The 18730-nt window shown below is 39.9% G+C and carries 20 protein-coding genes and 1 pseudogene; 6 read left to right on the forward strand and 15 right to left on the reverse strand.

The window, feature by feature from the left end; all coding sequences use genetic code 11:
- Positions 1-54: 54 nt before the first annotated feature.
- The 4 genes from RCC89_19305 to RCC89_19320 form a co-directional block, all read right to left on the reverse strand.
- Complete coding sequence (locus RCC89_19305) at positions 55-732, reverse strand: hypothetical protein (GenBank protein WMJ75289.1); 678 nt, start codon at positions 730-732, stop codon at positions 55-57.
- Positions 719-3097: an RHS repeat-associated core domain-containing protein gene (locus tag RCC89_19310; GenBank protein ID WMJ75290.1), complete on the reverse strand. Its 2379-nt coding sequence runs from the start codon at positions 3095-3097 to the stop codon at positions 719-721. Before RCC89_19310 ends, RCC89_19305 begins: the two co-directional genes overlap by 14 nt.
- Before the next feature lie 301 nt (positions 3098-3398).
- Positions 3399-3749, reverse strand: coding sequence for a CHC2 zinc finger domain-containing protein (locus RCC89_19315; protein WMJ75291.1), 351 nt, complete (start codon positions 3747-3749; stop codon positions 3399-3401).
- 1 nt (position 3750) lies between these two features.
- A complete protein-coding gene (locus RCC89_19320) occupies positions 3751-3969 on the reverse strand; it encodes a hypothetical protein (GenBank protein WMJ75292.1) in 219 nt (72 codons plus the stop codon).
- Between the two features lie 151 nt (positions 3970-4120).
- Here RCC89_19320 and RCC89_19325 point away from each other — a divergent pair, with 151 nt between their 5' ends.
- Both RCC89_19325 and RCC89_19330 read left to right on the forward strand, forming a co-directional pair.
- Positions 4121-4459, forward strand: a complete 339-nt coding sequence (locus RCC89_19325) for a helix-turn-helix transcriptional regulator (GenBank protein ID WMJ75293.1) — start codon at positions 4121-4123, stop codon at positions 4457-4459.
- 39 nt (positions 4460-4498) lie between these two features.
- Positions 4499-4894 (forward strand): DUF4259 domain-containing protein, encoded by a 396-nt coding sequence (locus RCC89_19330; GenBank protein WMJ75294.1) that lies wholly within the window; start codon positions 4499-4501, stop codon positions 4892-4894.
- Between the two features lies 1 nt (position 4895).
- On the opposite strand, the gene RCC89_19335 is transcribed toward RCC89_19330, so the two are convergent.
- The 8 genes from RCC89_19335 to RCC89_19370 form a co-directional block, all read right to left on the reverse strand.
- A complete protein-coding gene (locus RCC89_19335; protein WMJ75295.1) occupies positions 4896-5378 on the reverse strand; it encodes an Imm26 family immunity protein in 483 nt (160 codons plus the stop codon).
- A 5-nt stretch (positions 5379-5383) separates the two neighbouring features.
- Positions 5384-6733 carry a hypothetical protein gene (locus RCC89_19340; protein ID WMJ75296.1) on the reverse strand — a complete coding sequence of 450 codons (1350 nt, stop codon included), beginning with the start codon at positions 6731-6733 and terminating at the stop codon, positions 5384-5386.
- A 296-nt stretch (positions 6734-7029) separates the two neighbouring features.
- Positions 7030-7707 carry a hypothetical protein gene (locus RCC89_19345; GenBank protein WMJ75297.1) on the reverse strand — a complete coding sequence of 226 codons (678 nt, stop codon included), beginning with the start codon at positions 7705-7707 and terminating at the stop codon, positions 7030-7032.
- Positions 7694-8854, reverse strand: coding sequence for an RHS repeat-associated core domain-containing protein (locus RCC89_19350; GenBank protein WMJ75298.1), 1161 nt, complete (start codon positions 8852-8854; stop codon positions 7694-7696). The genes RCC89_19345 and RCC89_19350 overlap by 14 nt, the downstream gene beginning before the upstream one ends.
- A 129-nt stretch (positions 8855-8983) precedes the next feature.
- Positions 8984-9538: a hypothetical protein gene (locus RCC89_19355; protein ID WMJ75299.1), complete on the reverse strand. Its 555-nt coding sequence runs from the start codon at positions 9536-9538 to the stop codon at positions 8984-8986.
- A gap of 1 nt (position 9539) precedes the next feature.
- Positions 9540-11849: an RHS repeat-associated core domain-containing protein gene (locus RCC89_19360; protein WMJ75300.1), complete on the reverse strand. Its 2310-nt coding sequence runs from the start codon at positions 11847-11849 to the stop codon at positions 9540-9542.
- Positions 11800-12501, reverse strand: coding sequence for a CHC2 zinc finger domain-containing protein (locus tag RCC89_19365; protein WMJ75301.1), 702 nt, complete (start codon positions 12499-12501; stop codon positions 11800-11802). Before RCC89_19365 ends, RCC89_19360 begins: the two co-directional genes overlap by 50 nt.
- Position 12502: 1 nt before the next feature.
- Positions 12503-12721 (reverse strand): hypothetical protein, encoded by a 219-nt coding sequence (locus RCC89_19370; GenBank protein ID WMJ75302.1) that lies wholly within the window; start codon positions 12719-12721, stop codon positions 12503-12505.
- A 152-nt stretch (positions 12722-12873) separates the two neighbouring features.
- On the opposite strand from RCC89_19370, the gene RCC89_19375 reads away from it, so the two are divergent.
- Together RCC89_19375 and RCC89_19380 are read left to right on the forward strand one after the other, a co-directional pair.
- Complete coding sequence (locus RCC89_19375; protein ID WMJ75303.1) at positions 12874-13212, forward strand: helix-turn-helix transcriptional regulator; 339 nt, start codon at positions 12874-12876, stop codon at positions 13210-13212.
- Between the two features lie 39 nt (positions 13213-13251).
- Positions 13252-13647 carry a DUF4259 domain-containing protein gene (locus RCC89_19380; GenBank protein WMJ75304.1) on the forward strand — a complete coding sequence of 132 codons (396 nt, stop codon included), beginning with the start codon at positions 13252-13254 and terminating at the stop codon, positions 13645-13647.
- A gap of 1 nt (position 13648) precedes the next feature.
- Here RCC89_19380 and RCC89_19385 read toward each other — a convergent pair whose 3' ends face one another.
- A complete protein-coding gene (locus tag RCC89_19385) occupies positions 13649-14131 on the reverse strand; it encodes an Imm26 family immunity protein (protein WMJ75305.1) in 483 nt (160 codons plus the stop codon).
- Between the two features lie 296 nt (positions 14132-14427).
- Between RCC89_19385 and RCC89_19390 the strand changes: the two genes are divergently transcribed.
- Together RCC89_19390 and RCC89_19395 are read left to right on the forward strand one after the other, a co-directional pair.
- Positions 14428-15450 (forward strand): ISAs1 family transposase, encoded by a 1023-nt coding sequence (locus RCC89_19390; GenBank protein WMJ75306.1) that lies wholly within the window; start codon positions 14428-14430, stop codon positions 15448-15450.
- A gap of 134 nt (positions 15451-15584) precedes the next feature.
- Positions 15585-16922: a transposase gene (locus RCC89_19395; protein ID WMJ75307.1), complete on the forward strand. Its 1338-nt coding sequence runs from the start codon at positions 15585-15587 to the stop codon at positions 16920-16922.
- A gap of 253 nt (positions 16923-17175) precedes the next feature.
- On the opposite strand, the pseudogene RCC89_19400 reads toward RCC89_19395, so the two are convergent.
- Positions 17176-18297, reverse strand: a pseudogene (locus tag RCC89_19400) (RHS repeat-associated core domain-containing protein).
- A gap of 43 nt (positions 18298-18340) precedes the next feature.
- The gene (locus RCC89_19405; protein WMJ75308.1) at positions 18341-18727 is read right to left on the reverse strand and encodes a hypothetical protein; all 387 of its coding nucleotides are present in this window, start codon (positions 18725-18727) and stop codon (positions 18341-18343) included.
- Positions 18728-18730 lie beyond the last annotated feature (3 nt).

The raw sequence follows: 18730 nt of genomic DNA on the forward strand, positions 1-18730 counted from the left end.
ACTTTGTCCATATATGGATATAAAAAGGATACTTCCCCGCCAGTGGATCTACACTCACGAGCCGGATCTCTTCCGGTGGAGGGTTTTAAAGGATTTTATTGTTTTAAGGGCTAACAGAATCAATAAAGACCAAATAAATGTTTGTATTAAAACGATTAATACTCCAAATTCAAATTTTAGAACAAGCAAAGTAGAACAAAAAGCCAAAAAACAAATATTTACTATACCAAAAAATATTATCCTTTTAGCTTGCTTCGTATCTATACTTAAAGAATTTTCCCTATAGCTTTCCTTTTCTTTCTTGCTCATATGAGAATGCTTAAGAATAAGCTCTTCAATTGCTCTTAGATTAGAAAAATGAATATCTGATATAGTAACCGACTCTCGACTTTTAATCAGAATTAAGTTAATTTTCTTAAAAAGCATATAAGAATCATCTATTGAAAAATCATAAGTTCTGATCTTTACATTCTGGAGATTAGATGACCATCTCTTTATTAAACTGTAAATCTTAATTTCGCCATTTTTTATTATTACAAATTTTACATTTAAAATCAGTCCGATACTGATAAGTATACAAAAGACTACTATTGCAACTAAAACACCTAAAGAAAATAATTCGGGATTTATGGACACCAAAACCGCGACCCCTACGAAAAACGTTATCAAAAATATGTTTAGAACAACAAATAATGTTTGATATTTCGATTGTAGCACTTCATTCATACCCATACCCCCTTATTAAATCAATAAACGTTTCCCTCAAAGCGTTATAAGTATCAGTTGTTTTAAACCAATCAAGAAAAAGTCCAATAGCAGTAGCCACAAAGAAATTTGCCAATTTCATTACTTGGCTTAATAAAAAGAAAAAGACTTCTATTATTGCACTTGCTATAGCTTCTGCAGTTTGTTTTACAAAAGCATTGGCTACTTCAATTGTAACATTAGCATAATCAAGGTACTTTTTTATTGGTTTAGTTATTTTTCGTAATTCTTTGAGAACTGAATTCTGAGCACCTATTGATTTGATGCTTCTATTGGTTTTTCTTATTGCTTTTTCATGTTTTATACCTTTTTTCCTTTGGATATCCTTATACCTTTCTTTTTTAGCCTCTAATTTACCTATTTTTCTTTCATTTAATTTATGCTTTGTTTCCAGAGCTTTATCAGTATGCTTAATTACTGCTCGGACAGCCTTATTGCTTTCACTATTAAAGCTGTCCCTGATGGTATCCATTAATACAGTATCCTCTTTATCAGCATCATTCCCTTCATTTGAACTAACGTTTTCTGGTATTGCCACCTCTTCAGATACCGTTTCTACAACTACGGGATTCTCTTTTGTTTTCTCCACTATATCAATAGGATCATTCCCTGTATCCATATTTTCACTTTCTTGTGCAGAAGTATCCCAATGGCCTTTGATTGCTTCACGTTCTGCCCTATTGGCTATCTTATCAGCAGGGCGAGTGGTATGTTTTTTACCCGATTTAGCATCTTTTGATTTCTGGGCGTAGATAGTGCCGTCCTTACCCTTCCAGGTTTCGTAACTCACTCCATTAACTTTCACTATTTCTCGGCCTTCCCGACTAGCCCCTGTCTCATCAGATGCTTTTTCTCCGCCTCCGCCACCATCACCACCGCCACCACCGGCATTTTCAGCTTTCCCTCCGGTAGGGTCGTTCTTCATTATCGGATTGCAGTCGGCATAAGCATATGGTGAGAAGTTTTTCGTTTTCCCCGCCAGCGGATCCACACTAACAAACCTGCACGTCCATGCATTATAATACCTCATGCCATAGTAGTACAGCCCGCTCTCCTCGTCTTTTTCCTTCCCACAGAACCTGTACCGCTTTTTCCCATAGCTCCCGAAAGAAGTCTCCCCGAAAGGATAATACTCCTCACTGTTTACCAACGTACCATTTGTATCTAATTGTATACTGCTGCTGCCCAGATGGTCTTCGAGGTTGTACTTAATAGCAGGGGTGATGTCACCCATGGCATCGCCAAGGCGTATGGTGGCTATGCGGCTCTGGTCGTCCATGATGTGCAGGGTGTTCTGCTCTGTGGTACTGCCACCGTACTGCCCTATTATCCACTGGCCTATTTCCAAATCCGGTATCGCTGTACCCTGGTCATATACACCAATAGTCCACTGGCCTACCTCCAGGTTCGGGATGGCATAGGCAGCGGCACTGATGCTTTCCCTGGTATGCTCAAATATCCCGTCTATGTAGGTAGTGCTTTTATAAGAACCGTCCTGCTTTTGCACCAGCTTTTTTATGCGGTTGCCGCCACTGTCATACAGATAAAAGGCATTGAGACTTGGTTCTCCCTCACCTGCCTGTATGCGGAAGGACTTCAGCCGGTCTGCGTAGTCCCATGCAAAATGCCGGGACTCTCCTTCTCTTATGATATTGCCGTTTACATCATGTATAAAGCCATAAGCCGTCTGCCCTATGGTAATGTCTTCTAATATATTCTTATTTTCTGTGTATGTAAAACTTCTTGTAAAGTTTCCGCCGGTGGCTATGTGCTGCAGTCCCTGAATGTTGCCCATCTTGTCATAGCTGTAATGTTGGGTATATCCGCGTGTCAGTGTGGGGTCATGGCTCCTGTACGTATCGTCCCAGGGCTCAGCAGCGGTGGTGGCTGTTTCCCTTCCGGTGGCGGAGAGTAGCCGGTACAGGGCATCGTATGTATAGTCTTTTTCCAGTATGTCCGTGCCGCCTACGCCGCTGCCGGGGGCACGGTTGATGATGGAGGTGATATTTCCCGAAAGGTCGTATTCATAAAAATTGTCCTGCCGCACGGTTCCGCTGGCGTAGTTATAGGCAAGGCCGTTTTTCTCATACCTTTCCGTACGCAGCCTTTTGAGGCGGAAGTTGTCCTCGTCATAGGCGTAGCGTGTCATCATGCCGTTGCCAAAAGCTATCAGGGTTCGCTGTCCGCGGGCATTGTAGGCAATGCGCTCCACGTAGACCTGCTCTTCTGAAGCTTCTGTATTCTTCAGCCCCACTTGCTCCAGTGCGCCCGAGCGGTTATATCTAGGAAGGAGTATTTTCCGTTCCTGCTCCACGTCTTCGGGAAATTGCATTTCGGTTCATAGCTGTAGTGTCGGGTGTAGCCCTATGCTGGAAGCTTGTTGGTGAAAACACCAACAAGTGGAAAAGGTTTTCTTTATTTTTTAGGGGGAAGATCAGGCAGTCTTTTGCCCAGGCTTTGTAATTGCCGCCCCCAAGGGATTTGAGCAAACCATATTTCTCTGCCGTTCCTATAAGGTATTTGTTCTCTTTGACATGGAACTGGCCGGTATTATAGCCGATTTCTGATTTTGCATAGTCAAGGTTTCTGCCCTGCAGGTATGCTTTTGCTTTTTCGCTATTGGTGACCGCATTCTACATAAAGCCGAACACTTTGGTAAGCAGTGCTATTTTGTCAAGTGCAGGTGTTTTTACCTGTGTCATTGGTTTGGATGGGGCTATATGATGATTTTCTTTAAGCCATTTGATTGCTTCGTGTGTAGTTACTTTCAGGTATTTCTCTGTAAGGCTGATCACGTCCATGGTCCCGGCCGTGCAGTTAGAGGAAAAGCAGGTGCAGATCTGTTTTTCTTTACTGAACTGCAGTGAAGGGGTCTTGTCATTATGGAAGGGGCAGCGGGTTTTGTTTTGCCTGTCCAGGCTCAGGCCTAAGTTTTGGGCTACCTCTATGATATCCAGCCTCGCTTTAAGCTCTTTGATCTCCATATTATTTCAGAGGTTTAAGGTTTGAAAGGATGTCCCTTAGCTGCATGACATGAAAAAATACGTCCGACAGCTCCCCGAACTTAAAGTGATGCTCTCCGCTATGGACTACGGTCACATAAAGCAGCTCATCCATCAGCCCGGACAACTGCTCCGGAGAACTTATCTTGAAAAGCTCCTCTAATTGGCGGTAGTTATAGTGGTAGGAAAATTTTTCGCTCATGTGGAAAAAAATTTAATTATACCTTTTTGCTCCAAAGGCAGCATTTAGGTATTAACACGCAAGACTTTTATGCCTTTTTTTATCCACAAAAAGGAGTATTTTTGTATATTATTCGCTTTAAAAGCGTTTTATACGTTAAAAAATCGCATTTATGACCCTTGGAGAGAAAATAAAACTGACTCGTTCAAAGAAAAAGCTTTCACAGCAAGAGCTTAGTGAGAAGGCCGGTATACACCAAAAAAATATTTCCAAGTACGAAAAAGACTTGGTGATCCCTTCGGCAGTGGTATTAAAAAATATTGCCGACGCTTTGGAGGTCACTACTGATTATTTACTGGGAAGCGAAGAGACTAATACCATTAAAGATACTGCCCTGCTCAGACAGTTTAAAGAGGTAGACACTATGCCCGATGAAGATAAAAATACCCTCATGAAGGTTATCAATGCCTATATCAGGGATTTTAAAACTAAAAGTGCTTATTCGTACTAAATTAAAGAACAAGAGCCTTAAAATAAAAACAGTAAATCTATGGGAGCATGGAGTGAAAAAAATTTCGGAAACGATAGTGCCTTAGATTGGGTAAATGAATTCTTAGAAAGCCCCTCAATTGACTTTGTTCAGGACACTCTTCAACAAGTAATTGAAAACGATGATTATATAGAGGTTGATGAAGCAACTTCTGCTTTAGCTGCTGCAGAAGTTGTTGCTGCCCTGAAGGGGAAACCATCCTCTGACTTTCCAAAGGAGATTCATGATAATTTAGCAAGTTTATCCCAACCTGATGGCTTAGACAAACTTGCTGTTCAGGCAGTAAACAAAGTAATATCCGGTTCAGAACTTCAGGAACTTTGGGAAGGTGATGGATCAATCCCAGATCCGGAATGGAGGGCGGCTATAAATGACCTTCTTAATAGGCTTAAATAAACTAACGGATCGTATATCTTTCTTTTAATGGACTTGTACGGCCTGAATACATATCTATCAAAATTTGTTGAATATTCTCCTCGCTCCAAACAATAGGCATTTCCATGCCTATTACTTCTTCTTTGTTTTCTGTAACACGCATACGGCCATCAGCTTCAAATATTACATAAATCTCCTTATAAGTACCATCCGGATTTAAGGACTTGTCTGGTTTTGCTCTATATGGTAATATTTGAAATTTATCTTCTAGAGGCAATTCTCCAATTATTTCAAAAATACTACCAATCGATTTAATATCAACAGCAGTGGTATATTTAATGGGTTTCGATAGAATAAATTCTAAATTTCCAATTTCCTTATTTGTTTTAAAATCATAAAAAGCACACCATGCTGATGTGATTATTCTACCATAGATAAAATAATCATTTTCTAATTTTATCTTAAAGACTCCACCTATAGGAGCATATGTTTTCTTTCTTCCCATATTTTTTATAAACCTGTATATTTACTTATTCCACCAAACATTCGAGGGTGAACATTTGCAAAATGATGATAAACTCTGCCCAAAAGGTTTCTTCTGCTGACTCCTCTAATACTATTGGCAGAAGTACCTCCTCCCTCATAATACCCTCCAGTTTCTACCCTATCTTTTTGAGCACCTCCATGAAAGTCTATTAATTGTTGTTCTCTTCCTCTGATAGCCAGATAGCCTTTAATTCCATCGGCAGATCTATCCACCACTGCATCGTCGAATCCTTCTAATTTTGCCTCGTCCTTGCCTCTGTACCTGTTCTTAACAATGTCATCCGGGGTTTGATCCGTTGTTCCGCTTGTCCTTCCAGAATATACTTGGCCAGTAACAGGATTTGTTCTTGTATAGGTAACCCACCTTCTATTAGGATCTTTTTGCTTATCCCTTGGAGCTAAAGGATCTGGCTCTTCTTCATATTTTAAAAATTTTTCCGGGTTTGCATCAGGATCAGATAAGATTCTTTCGATTTTATATCTTTTTATCTTTTCCTTTTGAGCAGAAGACCCACTGTCATACAGATAAAAGGCATTGAGACTTGGTTCTCCCTCACCTGCCTGTATGCGGAAGGACTTCAGCCGGTCTGCGTAGTCCCATGCAAAATGCCGGGACTCTCCTTCTCTTATGATATTGCCGTTTACATCATGTATAAAGCCATAAGCCGTCTGCCCTATGGTAATGTCTTCTAATATATTCTTATTTTCTGTGTATGTAAAACTTCTTGTAAAGTTTCCGCCGGTGGCTATGTGCTGCAGTCCCTGAATGTTGCCCATCTTGTCATAGCTGTAATGTTGGGTATATCCGCGTGTCAGTGTGGGGTCATGGCTCCTGTACGTATCGTCCCAGGGCTCAGCAGCGGTGGTGGCTGTTTCCCTTCCGGTGGCGGAGAGTAGCCGGTACAGGGCATCGTATGTATAGTCTTTTTCCAGTATGTCCGTGCCGCCTACGCCGCTGCCGGGGGCACGGTTGATGATGGAGGTGATATTTCCCGAAAGGTCGTATTCATAAAAATTGTCCTGCCGCACGGTTCCGCTGGCGTAGTTATAGGCAAGGCCGTTTTTCTCATACCTTTCCGTACGCAGCCTTTTGAGGCGGAAGTTGTCCTCGTCATAGGCGTAGCGTGTCATCATGCCGTTGCCAAAAGCTATCAGGGTTCGCTGTCCGCGGGCATTGTAGGCAATGCGCTCCACGTAGACCTGCTCTTCTGAAGCTTCTGTATTCTTCAGCCCCACTTGCTCCAATGCGCCCGAGCGGTTATATCTAGGAAGGAGTATTTTCCGTTCCTGCTCCACATCTTCGGGAAATTGCATTTCGGTTCATAGCTGTAGTGTCGGGTGTAGCCCTATGCTGGAAGCTTGTTGGTGAAAACACCAACAAGTGGAAAAACACCAACAAGAGGGAGGGGTTACCCTGTTAAGGGCATCATATTTCATGCCTGTAACATAGGTAAAACTGTCCAGAACAGCTTCTGTGAGGCTTTCCCAGTCTGTACGGGGGGCATCTGTACCTGCGGAGAGCAATGTTGCATCGAAGTTTATTTCTCAAAATAATGACTTTGTCCATATATGGATATAAAAAGGATACTTCCCCGCCAGTGGATCTACACTCACGAGCCGGATCTCTTCCGGTGGAGGGTTTTAAAGGATTTTATTGTTTTAAGGGCTAACAGAATCAATAAAGACCAAATAAATGTTTGTATTAAAACGATTAATACTCCAAATTCAAATTTTAGAACAAGCAAAGTAGAACAAAAAGCCAAAAAACAAATATTTACTATACCAAAAAATATTATCCTTTTAGCTTGCTTCGTATCTATACTTAAAGAATTTTCCCTATAGCTTTCCTTTTCTTTCTTGCTCATATGAGAATGCTTAAGAATAAGCTCTTCAATTGCTCTTAGATTAGAAAAATGAATATCTGATATAGTAACCGACTCTCGACTTTTAATCAGAATTAAGTTAATTTTCTTAAAAAGCATATAAGAATCATCTATTGAAAAATCATAAGTTCTGATCTTTACATTCTGGAGATTAGATGACCATCTCTTTATTAAACTGTAAATCTTAATTTCGCCATTTTTTATTATTACAAATTTTACATTTAAAATCAGTCCGATACTGATAAGTATACAAAAGACTACTATTGCAACTAAAACACCTAAAGAAAATAATTCGGGATTTATGGACACCAAAACCGCGACCCCTACGAAAAACGTTATCAAAAATATGTTTAGAACAACAAATAATGTTTGATATTTCGATTGTAGCACTTCATTCATACCCATACCCCCTTATTAAATCAATAAACGTTTCCCTCAAAGCGTTATAAGTATCAGTTGTTTTAAACCAATCAAGAAAAAGTCCAATAGCAGTAGCCACAAAGAAATTTGCCAATTTCATTACTTGGCTTAATAAAAAGAAAAAGACTTCTATTATTGCACTTGCTATAGCTTCTGCAGTTTGTTTTACAAAAGCATTGGCTACTTCAATTGTAACATTAGCATAATCAAGGTACTTTTTTATTGGTTTAGTTATTTTTCGTAATTCTTTGAGAACTGAATTCTGAGCACCTATTGATTTGATGCTTCTATTGGTTTTTCTTATTGCTTTTTCATGTTTTATACCTTTTTTCCTTTGGATATCCTTATACCTTTCTTTTTTAGCCTCTAATTTACCTATTTTTCTTTCATTTAATTTATGCTTTGTTTCCAGAGCTTTATCAGTATGCTTAATTACTGTTCGGACAGCCTTATTGCTTTCACTATTAAAGCTGTCCCTGATGGTATCCATTAATACAGTATCCTCTTTATCAGCATCATTCCCTTCATTTGAACTAACGTTTTCTGGTATTGCCACCTCTTCAGATACCGTTTCTACAACTACGGGATTCTCTTTTGTTTTCTCCACTATATCAATAGGATCATTCCCTGTATCCATATTTTCACTTTCTTGTGCAGAAGTGTCCCAATGACTTTGAATAGCTTCACGCTCTGCTTTATTAGCAATTTTATTAACAGGGACTTTACTGTGCCCCTTACCAGTTTCAACATCCTCAACCTTCTGAGCATAAATGGCGCCGTCCTTGCCTTTCCAGGTTTCGTAACTGACGTTATTTACCTTAACAATATCTCTTCCCTCACGATCACTTGCTCCCGTCCCATCAGATGCCTTTTCCCCACCACCGCCGTCTCCACCATCTCCGCCACCACCAGCGTTTTCAGCTTTACCTCCGGTAGGGTCATTTTTCATTATCGGATTGCAGTCGGCATAAGCATATGGTGAGAAGTTTTTCGTTTTCCCCGCCAGCGGATCCACACTTACGAACCTGCACGTCCAGGCATTGTAGTACCTCATGCCGTAGTAGTACAACCCTGATTCCTCGTCTTTTTCCTTCCCACAGAACCTGGAACTGGAACCCGAAGAAAAAAACATGGTCTTTAAAATGATCGATACGTTCCTGACAAAGAAAAAATTTAAAGACTTCTTTCAAAAAAATATTGCTGCGTTGTAAGGCACACGTGAAACTCGTGCGCCAGCAGTGGAACTATATTATCAATCTGGCTATTTTATGCTCTGCTGCATAAAATCACTTATTTCATTTAAATCTCCCCTTCTACTTTCAGCTCCTGTCCATATATAAAACATCCTATCCTCATACACCCAAAAATCTTGGGGAGCTTTATGGAAATGATAATTAAAATCTACCCCCTCACCAAATATATCTAACATTTTTTCTGCATCCTCTTTCTGTTTAAACACATATTCATTAATAATATACTCTTTATTATATGAATCAATTAAAACAACTGAATATATCTTTTCACACACAAAAAGATTAACTGTATCAACTTTTTGTGTATTATTAAGATGCACCCAAAATTTCTCTTTCCATAAGTTTTCTTCAATAATATTCTCTTTAACCTTTAAATTTCTACTTTCCCATTTATCGTTAAATGACATTAGCAAAGAATAACTCTTATTCGTTTTTCCGTCTTCAAGATCAATCTCTTCTTCATGTTTTTCCACTAAGTTTTGATCTGCAATTTCCTCAGAAGTGTTAGAGATTTCACATGAAAAAAAAAGAAGTACTATAAATACTAAATGCAAGTTTTTCATTTTATTTATTCAATCTCCACAAAGTTGTTTGATTATTTTTAGATAAACTGCTATAAATATGAGTTTCAGTCAATAGCCATTGATCAAGCTCAGAAGCAGAAAACTCTCTCCACCCCCCTGTTCCCGACCTATGTCCAATAGGGTTTTCATTACGATAAACAGGATTTTGGTCTGAAAGGAAGTATCTTACATTATCCGGGTCTGATGTATCCAATATTAATGTCACGGAATGCCACCCTCCACTTATACTCAAACCAAAAATTGAATACCCTAAATCACCGTTAGTCATAGATAAAGAAGTTTCTGATGGCTTTTGCCCCTTATAGGTAAACTCAGATCCTTTAAAAGAATAATCAATTGTCTTTGGTTTACTTGCTTTATTTAATTCCCCTAATTTTCCATAGGTAATATCAATTCTTGAGTCTGTTTTCTTCCCTTTTTCAATTAGGTATCCATCTTTGCCATTACTATGCAACTTCAAGGTATTATCGTTTAAAACCGTCCTAACTGCCTTATTTAGAATAGTGATACAATCCATTCTTCCTTCTTTTTTTGATTTTGCTGCATTCTCAGTAAACAAAGATTTTAAATCTTCAATTTCTTCTTTTGCAAAAGTTCTTCCTGCGTCAAGAGCTCTTTGAGTTAAAATATCTTTTGCTTCTTGACTTATTTTAGGATCAGAATTGTTTAACTCCCTTTGCACAGCTTCATCTGTGTAATTACTAAGATTATCCCAACCATGTTCAATTAACTCGTTTGATTCATCAAATGCTTCTCTTGAAGCATAAGGAATAGGAGTATCATCACCACCCTCAGTATTATTCTCATTTTGAGGATTACTCCCAGTATCAGGATTGTTCTCCACCTGGTTCACGTCCTCCAGTCCGTCCAGGTCATTGGCCACTATCGGCTTGTTACCCGCATACTGGTACGGTGTATAGAACGGATAGTCCCCCGCCAGCGGATCCACACTCACGAACCTGCACGTCCATGCATTGTAGTACCTCATGCCATAGTAGTACAGCCCGCTCTCTTCATCTTTTTCCTTCCCACAGAACCTATATCTCTTCTTGCCAAAGCTTCCGAAAGAAGTTTCCCCAAAGGGCGTGTATTCCTCTCTGCTTACTAACGTACCATTGCTGTCAACTTGTATACAACTGCTGCCCAAATGATCTTCCAGGTTGTACTTTATCGCTGGCTTCGTATCGCCCATGGCATCGCCTATGCGTATGGTGGCTATCCTGCTCTGGTCGTCCATGATGTGCAGTATGTTCTGCTCCGTAACAGTACCACCGTATTGTCCTATTATCCATTGCCCTATCTCCAAATCCGGTATGGCAATGCCCTGATCATAGACCCCTATAGTCCAAATACCTATTTCAAGATCGGGAATAGCATTTCCAGTGGCCATACTGCTTTCCCTGCTATGCTCAAATATCCCGTCTATGTAGGTAGTGCTTTTATAAGAACCGTCCTGCTTTTGCACCAGCTTTTTTATGCGGTTGCCGCCACTGTCATACAGATAAAAGGCATTGAGACTTGGTTCTCCCTCACCTGCCTGTATGCGGAAGGACTTCAGCCGGTCTGCGTAGTCCCATGCAAAATGCCGGGACTCTCCTTCTCTTATGATATTGCCGTTTACATCATGTATAAAGCCATAAGCCGTCTGCCCTATGGTAATGTCTTCTAATATATTCTTATTTTCTGTGTATGTAAAACTTCTTGTAAAGTTTCCGCCGGTGGCTATGTGCTGCAGTCCCTGAATGTTGCCCATCTTGTCATAGCTGTAATGTTGGGTATATCCGCGTGTCAGTGTGGGGTCATGGCTCCTGTACGTATCGTCCCAGGGCTCAGCAGCGGTGGTGGCTGTTTCCCTTCCGGTGGCGGAGAGTAGCCGGTACAGGGCATCGTATGTATAGTCTTTTTCCAGTATGTCCGTGCCGCCTACGCCGCTGCCGGGGGCACGGTTGATGATGGAGGTGATATTTCCCGAAAGGTCGTATTCATAAAAATTGTCCTGCCGCACGGTTCCGCTGGCGTAGTTATAGGCAAGGCCGTTTTTCTCATACCTTTCCGTACGCAGCCTTTTGAGGCGGAAGTTGTCCTCGTCATAGGCGTAGCGTGTCATCATGCCGTTGCCAAAAGCTATCAGGGTTCGCTGTCCGCGGGCATTGTAGGCAATGCGCTCCACGTAGACCTGCTCTTCTGAAGCTTCTGTATTCTTCAGCCCCACTTGCTCCAGTGCGCCCGAGCGGTTATATCTAGGAAGGAGTATTTTCCGTTCCTGCTCCACGTCTTCGGGAAATTGCATTTCGGTTCATAGCTGTAGTGTCGGGTGTAGCCCTATGCTGGAAGCTTGTTGGTGAAAACACCAACAAGTGGAAAAGGTTTTCTTTATTTTTTAGGGGGAAGATCAGGCAGTCTTTTGCCCAGGCTTTGTAATTGCCGCCCCCAAGGGATTTGAGCAAACCATATTTCTCTGCCGTTCCTATAAGGTATTTGTTCTCTTTGACATGGAACTGGCCGGTATTATAGCCGATTTCTGATTTTGCATAGTCAAGGTTTCTGCCCTGCAGGTATGCTTTTGCTTTTTCGCTATTGGTGACCGCATTCTGCATAAAGCCGAACACTTTGGTAAGCAGTGCTATTTTGTCAAGTGCAGGTGTTTTTACTTGTGCCATGGGTTTGGATGGGGCTATATGATGGTTTTCTTTAAGCCATTTGATTGCTTCGTGTGTACTTACTTTCAGGTATTTCTCTGTAAGGCTGATCACGTCCATGGTCCCGGTCGTGCAGTTAGATGAAAAGCAGGTGCAGATCTGTTTTTCTTTTGAGAACTGTAGTGAGGGTGTTTTGTCATTGTGGAATGGGCAGCAGGTTTTTTTATGCTTATCAAGTGTTAATCCTAAGTGCCGGGCTACTTCTATGATATCCAGTCTCGCTTTAAGCTCTTTGATCTCCATGTTATTTCAAAGGTTTAAGGTTTGAAAGGATGTCCCTCAGCTGCATGACATGAAAAAATACGTCCGACAGTTCCCCGAACTTAAAGTGATGTTCTCCGCTATGGACTACGGTCACATAAAGCAGCTCGTCCATCAGGCCGGACAGTTTCTCCGGTGAACTTATCTGAAAAAGCTCTTCCAATTGGCGGTAGTCGTAGCGGTAGGAAAATTTTTCGCTCATGTGGAAAAAAAATTTAATTATACCTTTTTGCTCCAAAGGTAGCATTTAGGTATTAACACGCAAGACTTTTATGTCTTTTTTTATCCACAAAAAGGAGTATTTTTGTATATTATTCGCTTTAAAAGCGTTTTATACGTTAAAAAATCGCATTTATGACCCTTGGAGAGAAAATAAAACTGACACGTTCAAAGAAAAAGCTTTCACAGCAAGAGCTTAGTGAGAAGGCCGGAATACACCAAAAAAATATTTCCAAGTATGAAAAAGACCTGGTGATCCCTTCGGCTGTGGTATTAAAAAATATTGCCGATGCCCTGGAGGTCACCACTGATTATTTACTGGGAAGCGAAGAGACGAATACCATTAAAGATACTGCCCTGCTCAAGCAGTTTAAAGAGGTGGACACTATGCCCGATGAAGATAAAAATACCCTCATGAAGGTTATCAATGCCTATATCAGGGATTTTAAAACTAAAAGTGCTTATTCGTACTAAATTAAAGAACAAGAGCCTTAAAATAAAAACAGTAAATCTATGGGAGCATGGAGTGAAAAAAATTTCGGAAACGATAGTGCCTTAGATTGGGTAAATGAATTCTTAGAAAGCCCCTCAATTGACTTTGTTCAGGACACTCTTCAACAAGTAATTGAAAACGATGATTATATAGAGGTTGATGAAGCAACTTCTGCTTTAGCTGCTGCAGAAGTTGTTGCTGCCCTGAAGGGGAAACCATCCTCTGACTTTCCAAAGGAGATTCATGATAATTTAGCAAGTTTATCCCAACCTGATGGCTTAGACAAACTTGCTGTTCAGGCAGTAAACAAAGTAATATCCGGTTCAGAACTTCAGGAACTTTGGGAAGGTGATGGATCAATCCCAGATCCGGAATGGAGGGCGGCTATAAATGACCTTCTTAATAGGCTTAAATAAACTAACGGATCGTATATCTTTCTTTTAATGGACTTGTACGGCCTGAATACATATCTATCAAAATTTGTTGAATATTCTCCTCGCTCCAAACAATAGGCATTTCCATGCCTATTACTTCTTCTTTGTTTTCTGTAACACGCATACGGCCATCAGCTTCAAATATTATATAAATCTCCTTATAAGTACCATCCGGATTTAAGGACTTGTCTGGTTTTGCTCTATATGGTAATATTTGAAATTTATCTTCTAGAGGCAATTCTCCAATTATTTCAAAAATACTACCAATCGATTTAATATCAACAGCAGTGGTATATTTAATGGGTTTCGATAGAATAAATTCTAAATTTCCAATTTCCTTATTTGTTTTAAAATCATAAAAAGCACACCATGCTGATGTGATTATTCTACCATAGATAAAATAATCATTTTCTAATTTTATCTTAAAGACTCCACCTATAGGAGCATATGTTTTCTTTCTTCCCATATTTTTTATAAACCTGTATATTTACTTATTCCACCAAACATTCGAGGGTGAACATCAAGGCTGACGCATTTAAGTTTCAGGGTGTAAGGAACTGCCTTACAGGGCGTTCCGCAAGTCTCATAACCTTTATTGGGTTTATTTAATATATGGGTGCCTTACGGGGCACTGATGATACAAATATAATAATTTTTTAATTGATAATCAGTGTTTTAACATTTTTTGCTTGACTTTTTTCTATATAGAGAACTCAATTAAAAAATTCAGTTTCCGATTCATTTGTTCGTATATTTGGCACTGTGTCAGAACCAAGAAGAACCATCAAAGGCAATTTCAAATATCCGCTGCAGGAGATCCTGTTTCTGTGCGTAAGTGCCGTTGTCAGCAATGCGGGGGACTGGCATGAGATTGTTACATTCGGCAAAGAAAAAATTGAATGGCTACGTAAATTTTTTCCTTACCGTAACGGTGTCCCTTCGCACGATACCCTGGAAAGGGTATTTGCAAAGATAGTACCGGATGAATTTGGCGAGTGTTTTGTAGAGTGGGCATCAACCATGTTCAGACCAGTCGAAAACGAGACAATCAATATTGACGGGAAGCGGATCCGTGGATCGTATGACAACAGAAAGGGCGCCAATGCATTGCACATGGTATCGGCTTATGCCACCGCTAACCAGCTTACCCTCGGTCAATTGGCCGTGCCAGACAAAAGCAACGAGATCACAGCCATTCCCAAGCTTTTGGATATGATAACTGTTGAAAACACAACAGTGACAATAGATGCCATGGGCTGCCAAAAAGATATTACGGAAAAAATAATCCGGAAAAACGGTGATTATGTAATTGCTGTAAAGAACAACCAGAAAGAGCTATTCCAGCAAATAGACAGGGCTTTTAAAAAACAGGTAATTGCAGATGTGCACAAACAGATAGACACGGGACATGGCAGGTTGGAGAGCCGCACCTGCAAACTGATAAATGACCTGAGGTTCATAGATGCAGCACATCAATGGTGCGGCATAAAGTCAGTGGCAAGGTTAGAGTCAGAGCGCTATAACAAGCTTACAGGAAAGCAGGAGCAACAGGTGAGGTATTATATAAGCAGCCATGACAAGACCGCTGAATGGCTTAACGGTACAATACGCAACCACTGGGCAATTGAAAACAAGCTGCACTGGAGCCTGGATGTGGTTTTTGGGGAAGATAGTTCCAGAAGAAGAAAGGGATATACAGCACAAAACTTCCACATCTTAAATAAAGTGTCCCTGATCTTGTTACAAAAACATAAATCTAAGGAGGGGATACTGGAAAATTGTTAACTGATTGTCTATTAGTATTCTGAACCGGTCAAAAAATAAAAAGAAACCCCGAAAATAGGCCAAAAAGGCTTTTTTCGGGGTTTTTCTTTTGTTATTTTTGATTTATCAGAAAAAAAACAACTCTTAAAAGTACAATGCAGATATCTATTTTTCAAGACCCGTACCAATATTCTTACAAGTGGCATATTTTTAAGGGAACTGACTTAGGGAAGATATATGATACGATTCCTTGGGATGACCTGGAAGAATGTTTGCCTACTCAAAATAGTCCTGTAGGGGCGCCACGATGGTTTAGCAACAAGGGAATGTTTGCCCTGATGTTTTTAAAGGCCTATTTAAACCTAAGCGATGAAAAGCTGATTGAGAGGTTCAATACCGACTTTAGCCTCCAATTCTTTTGCGGTAAAAATCTTAACAATGAGATTGTTAAAGACAAGACTATTGTAAGTCGGATTAGAACCTATATAGCAGATCATGCCGATATGGATAAAGTACAAGGAGCCCTGGTCAATGCCTGGAAAAAGGATATGGGCAATACCCATGTACTTTTGATGGATGCTACATGTTATGAAAGCTACGTTCGCTTTCCAACTGACGTAAAACTTCTTTGGGAGTGCTGTAAGTTTGTTTTTGAAAAGCAGCTATATAAGTATTGCAAGGTATTAAAGATAGCCCGGCCCAGGAGCAAATACTTTGTCCAGAAGAAGCTTCAGTTGGGTTATGACCGTATAAGGCGAAAGACTTATAACAAAGGGCTAAAGCGAAGAAAGTCATTGGTTTATTTATTAGAAAAAGGGCTTAAGCAGTTAGATGAATTACTGGAAACATACCCATCAATCACATTAAACCCTCTGCAAGCAAATTACTTGTCAACTTCAAAAAAGATACTTGAGCAACAAACTTTTTTACTAAGCAACCCTGCCAAAGAACTAAAAAACAGAATAGTAAGTTTGTCAAAGCCTTACCTTAGGCCGATAATAAGGGGAAAGGAAACCAAGCCTGTTGAATTTGGAGCCAAGGTACACATGATGCAGGTTGACGGAATCAATATAATAGACCACATCAGTTTTGATGCATTTAATGAAGGGACAAGGTTAAAAACCTGTGTAACAAAGCACAAAGGAATATTTAAAGAGTGCCATCAATTAGGTGCGGACAAAATATACGCTACCAATGCCAACCGCAACTTTCTTACAGAAAATAAAATATTTACCTGCTTCCCCAAAAAAGGCCCTAAAAAACACGGCAAGGCTGAATCTGTACTTCAATCAGCAATAGGGGCAAAACGGGCCACGGTTATGGAGGGGAGTTTTGGTGTTGAGAAAGAACACTATGGATTAAGAAAGATAAAGGCAAGGCAGGAAAAAACGGAAAGAGTCTGGATTTTCTTTGGAATTATGACCGCCAATGCTGCCAGAATAGCCAAAAGAAAATCCGTCCAAGACTCACCACATCTACAACAAGTGGCTTAGACTGATAACAAAGTATTAAAGTTACAAGGGATAGGTGCGTCCAATCCTCAAAAAATATAAATTTATCCTAGTCCCTGCCCTCTATAAACATCAAAATTGGAAATTTCAGACGAGTTAAAGAGCGATAACAAAAAGAAACGAAGTTATATGTTATTAGAAAAGTACAATTTTTATTTTTTAATGATTAATTTTCCAAGAAGCCCTAAGGAAACAAAACCCAAAAAAAGGTATAAGGCAATATTCAATGATGCTTTCAGGGAAGAAATTTTAGATGTTTTTTAAATGCGTCAGCCCTGGGGTGAACATTTGCAAAATGATGATAAACTCTGCCCAAAAGGTTTCTTCTGCTGACTCCTCTAATACTATTGGCAGAAGTACCTCCTCCCTCATAATACCCTCCAGTTTCTACCCTATCTTTTTGAGCACCTCCATGAAAGTCTATTAATTGTTGTTCTCTTCCTCTGATAGCCAGATAGCCTTTAATTCCATCGGCAGATCTATCCACCACTGCATCGTCGAATCCTTCTAATTTTGCCTCGTCCTTGCCTCTGTACCTGTTCTTAACAATGTCATCCGGGGTTTGATCCGTTGTTCCGCTTGTCCTTCCAGAATATACTTGGCCAGTAACAGGATTTGTTCTTGTATAGGTAACCCACCTTCTATTAGGATCTTTTTGCTTATCCCTTGGAGCTAAAGGATCTGGCTCTTCTTCATATTTTAAAAATTTTTCCGGGTTTGCATCAGGATCAGATAAGATTCTTTCGATTTTATATCTTTTTATCTTTTCCTTTTGAGCAGAAGACTCGGTGTCTCCTCTTAAGAGCATTGAAACAGCACCAATTAATGCATTTCCTACTGTTGCCAACCGAGAAAAAAAAGTACCTACCACTCTCCAAAAATTTGGCCTCTTTGCCAATTCTTTACTGCCACTTTCAACCGCCTTAGTAAAACCTGCACCTTCAATAAGCCCAATATCAGGATCCTTTGTACCAATTATCTCCACCTCATCTAACATATATCCATCTTCCCCAGAACCAAACGGATCAATATCGTGGAGGTTCTCAGGGTTTACATCAATATTATCTGATGAATTTGGCTCACCACCTCCACCACCTCCACCCTCACCGCTTTGTGGTGTAGGATTGTTTCCTTCACTTTCTAATCCGTCTATATCGACAAAATTTATAGGCCTGTTACCTGCATATTGGTACGGGGTAAGGTTTGCGTATTTAGGAGCTAATGGATCTATATTAATAAACCTGCACGTCCAGGCATTGTAATACCTCATTCCGTAGTAGTACAACCCTGATTCCTCATCTTTTTCCTTCCCACAGAACCTGTACCGCTTTTTCCCATAGCTCCCGAAAGAAGTCTCCCCGAAAGGGCGTGTATTCCTCTCTGCTTACTAACGTGCTTCTTTACCAGCTTACATCCATATTTCCATTAGCATACTTAATTGGTTCTATATATTCTTCATTTAAATCCTTAAGCAACTGTCTTGATAAATCATAGCTTTTATTCACTACATCACTTTTATTAGCCAACTTTTTGTACCATTGCCCAGAATATAGTTCAGAAATTGTGTTTTGCAAATCAACAATATTTGATATGACATTGGTATCAATATTTGGATTAATAACTTTTAACTCTTTTAAAAAATCTCTCTTTGAAAGAGTATCCAGTCTATGGATTGCTTCTGCAAAACTTTTTAGTTCTTCTTCTGGATATTCATTCAAATTCGTACCCAGAATCATCAATACGTAAACTATTTCTTCATAATGAAATTTCAAAATCTCTTTTTTCATTTT

It is taken from the genome of Cytophagaceae bacterium ABcell3 (genome assembly GCA_030913385.1).
Lineage (GTDB): Bacteria > Bacteroidota > Bacteroidia > Cytophagales > Cytophagaceae > ABcell3.

Bases quoted from the DNA above. Each gene is read 5' to 3' on its own strand.
- RCC89_19305 (WMJ75289.1), bottom strand. From the start codon at position 732: ATGGGTATGAATGAAGTGCTACAATCGAAATATCAAACATTATTTGTT.
- RCC89_19310 (WMJ75290.1), bottom strand. From the start codon at position 3,097: ATGCAATTTCCCGAAGACGTGGAGCAGGAACGGAAAATACTCCTTCCT.
- RCC89_19315 (WMJ75291.1), bottom strand. From the start codon at position 3,749: ATGGAGATCAAAGAGCTTAAAGCGAGGCTGGATATCATAGAGGTAGCC.
- RCC89_19320 (WMJ75292.1), bottom strand. From the start codon at position 3,969: ATGAGCGAAAAATTTTCCTACCACTATAACTACCGCCAATTAGAGGAG.
- RCC89_19325 (WMJ75293.1), top strand. From the start codon at position 4,121: ATGACCCTTGGAGAGAAAATAAAACTGACTCGTTCAAAGAAAAAGCTT.
- RCC89_19330 (WMJ75294.1), top strand. From the start codon at position 4,499: ATGGGAGCATGGAGTGAAAAAAATTTCGGAAACGATAGTGCCTTAGAT.
- RCC89_19335 (WMJ75295.1), bottom strand. From the start codon at position 5,378: ATGGGAAGAAAGAAAACATATGCTCCTATAGGTGGAGTCTTTAAGATA.
- RCC89_19340 (WMJ75296.1), bottom strand. From the start codon at position 6,733: ATGCAATTTCCCGAAGATGTGGAGCAGGAACGGAAAATACTCCTTCCT.
- RCC89_19345 (WMJ75297.1), bottom strand. From the start codon at position 7,707: ATGGGTATGAATGAAGTGCTACAATCGAAATATCAAACATTATTTGTT.
- RCC89_19350 (WMJ75298.1), bottom strand. From the start codon at position 8,854: ATGTTTTTTTCTTCGGGTTCCAGTTCCAGGTTCTGTGGGAAGGAAAAA.
- RCC89_19355 (WMJ75299.1), bottom strand. From the start codon at position 9,538: ATGAAAAACTTGCATTTAGTATTTATAGTACTTCTTTTTTTTTCATGT.
- RCC89_19360 (WMJ75300.1), bottom strand. From the start codon at position 11,849: ATGCAATTTCCCGAAGACGTGGAGCAGGAACGGAAAATACTCCTTCCT.
- RCC89_19365 (WMJ75301.1), bottom strand. From the start codon at position 12,501: ATGGAGATCAAAGAGCTTAAAGCGAGACTGGATATCATAGAAGTAGCC.
- RCC89_19370 (WMJ75302.1), bottom strand. From the start codon at position 12,721: ATGAGCGAAAAATTTTCCTACCGCTACGACTACCGCCAATTGGAAGAG.
- RCC89_19375 (WMJ75303.1), top strand. From the start codon at position 12,874: ATGACCCTTGGAGAGAAAATAAAACTGACACGTTCAAAGAAAAAGCTT.
- RCC89_19380 (WMJ75304.1), top strand. From the start codon at position 13,252: ATGGGAGCATGGAGTGAAAAAAATTTCGGAAACGATAGTGCCTTAGAT.
- RCC89_19385 (WMJ75305.1), bottom strand. From the start codon at position 14,131: ATGGGAAGAAAGAAAACATATGCTCCTATAGGTGGAGTCTTTAAGATA.
- RCC89_19395 (WMJ75307.1), top strand. From the start codon at position 15,585: ATGCAGATATCTATTTTTCAAGACCCGTACCAATATTCTTACAAGTGG.
- RCC89_19405 (WMJ75308.1), bottom strand. From the start codon at position 18,727: ATGAAAAAAGAGATTTTGAAATTTCATTATGAAGAAATAGTTTACGTA.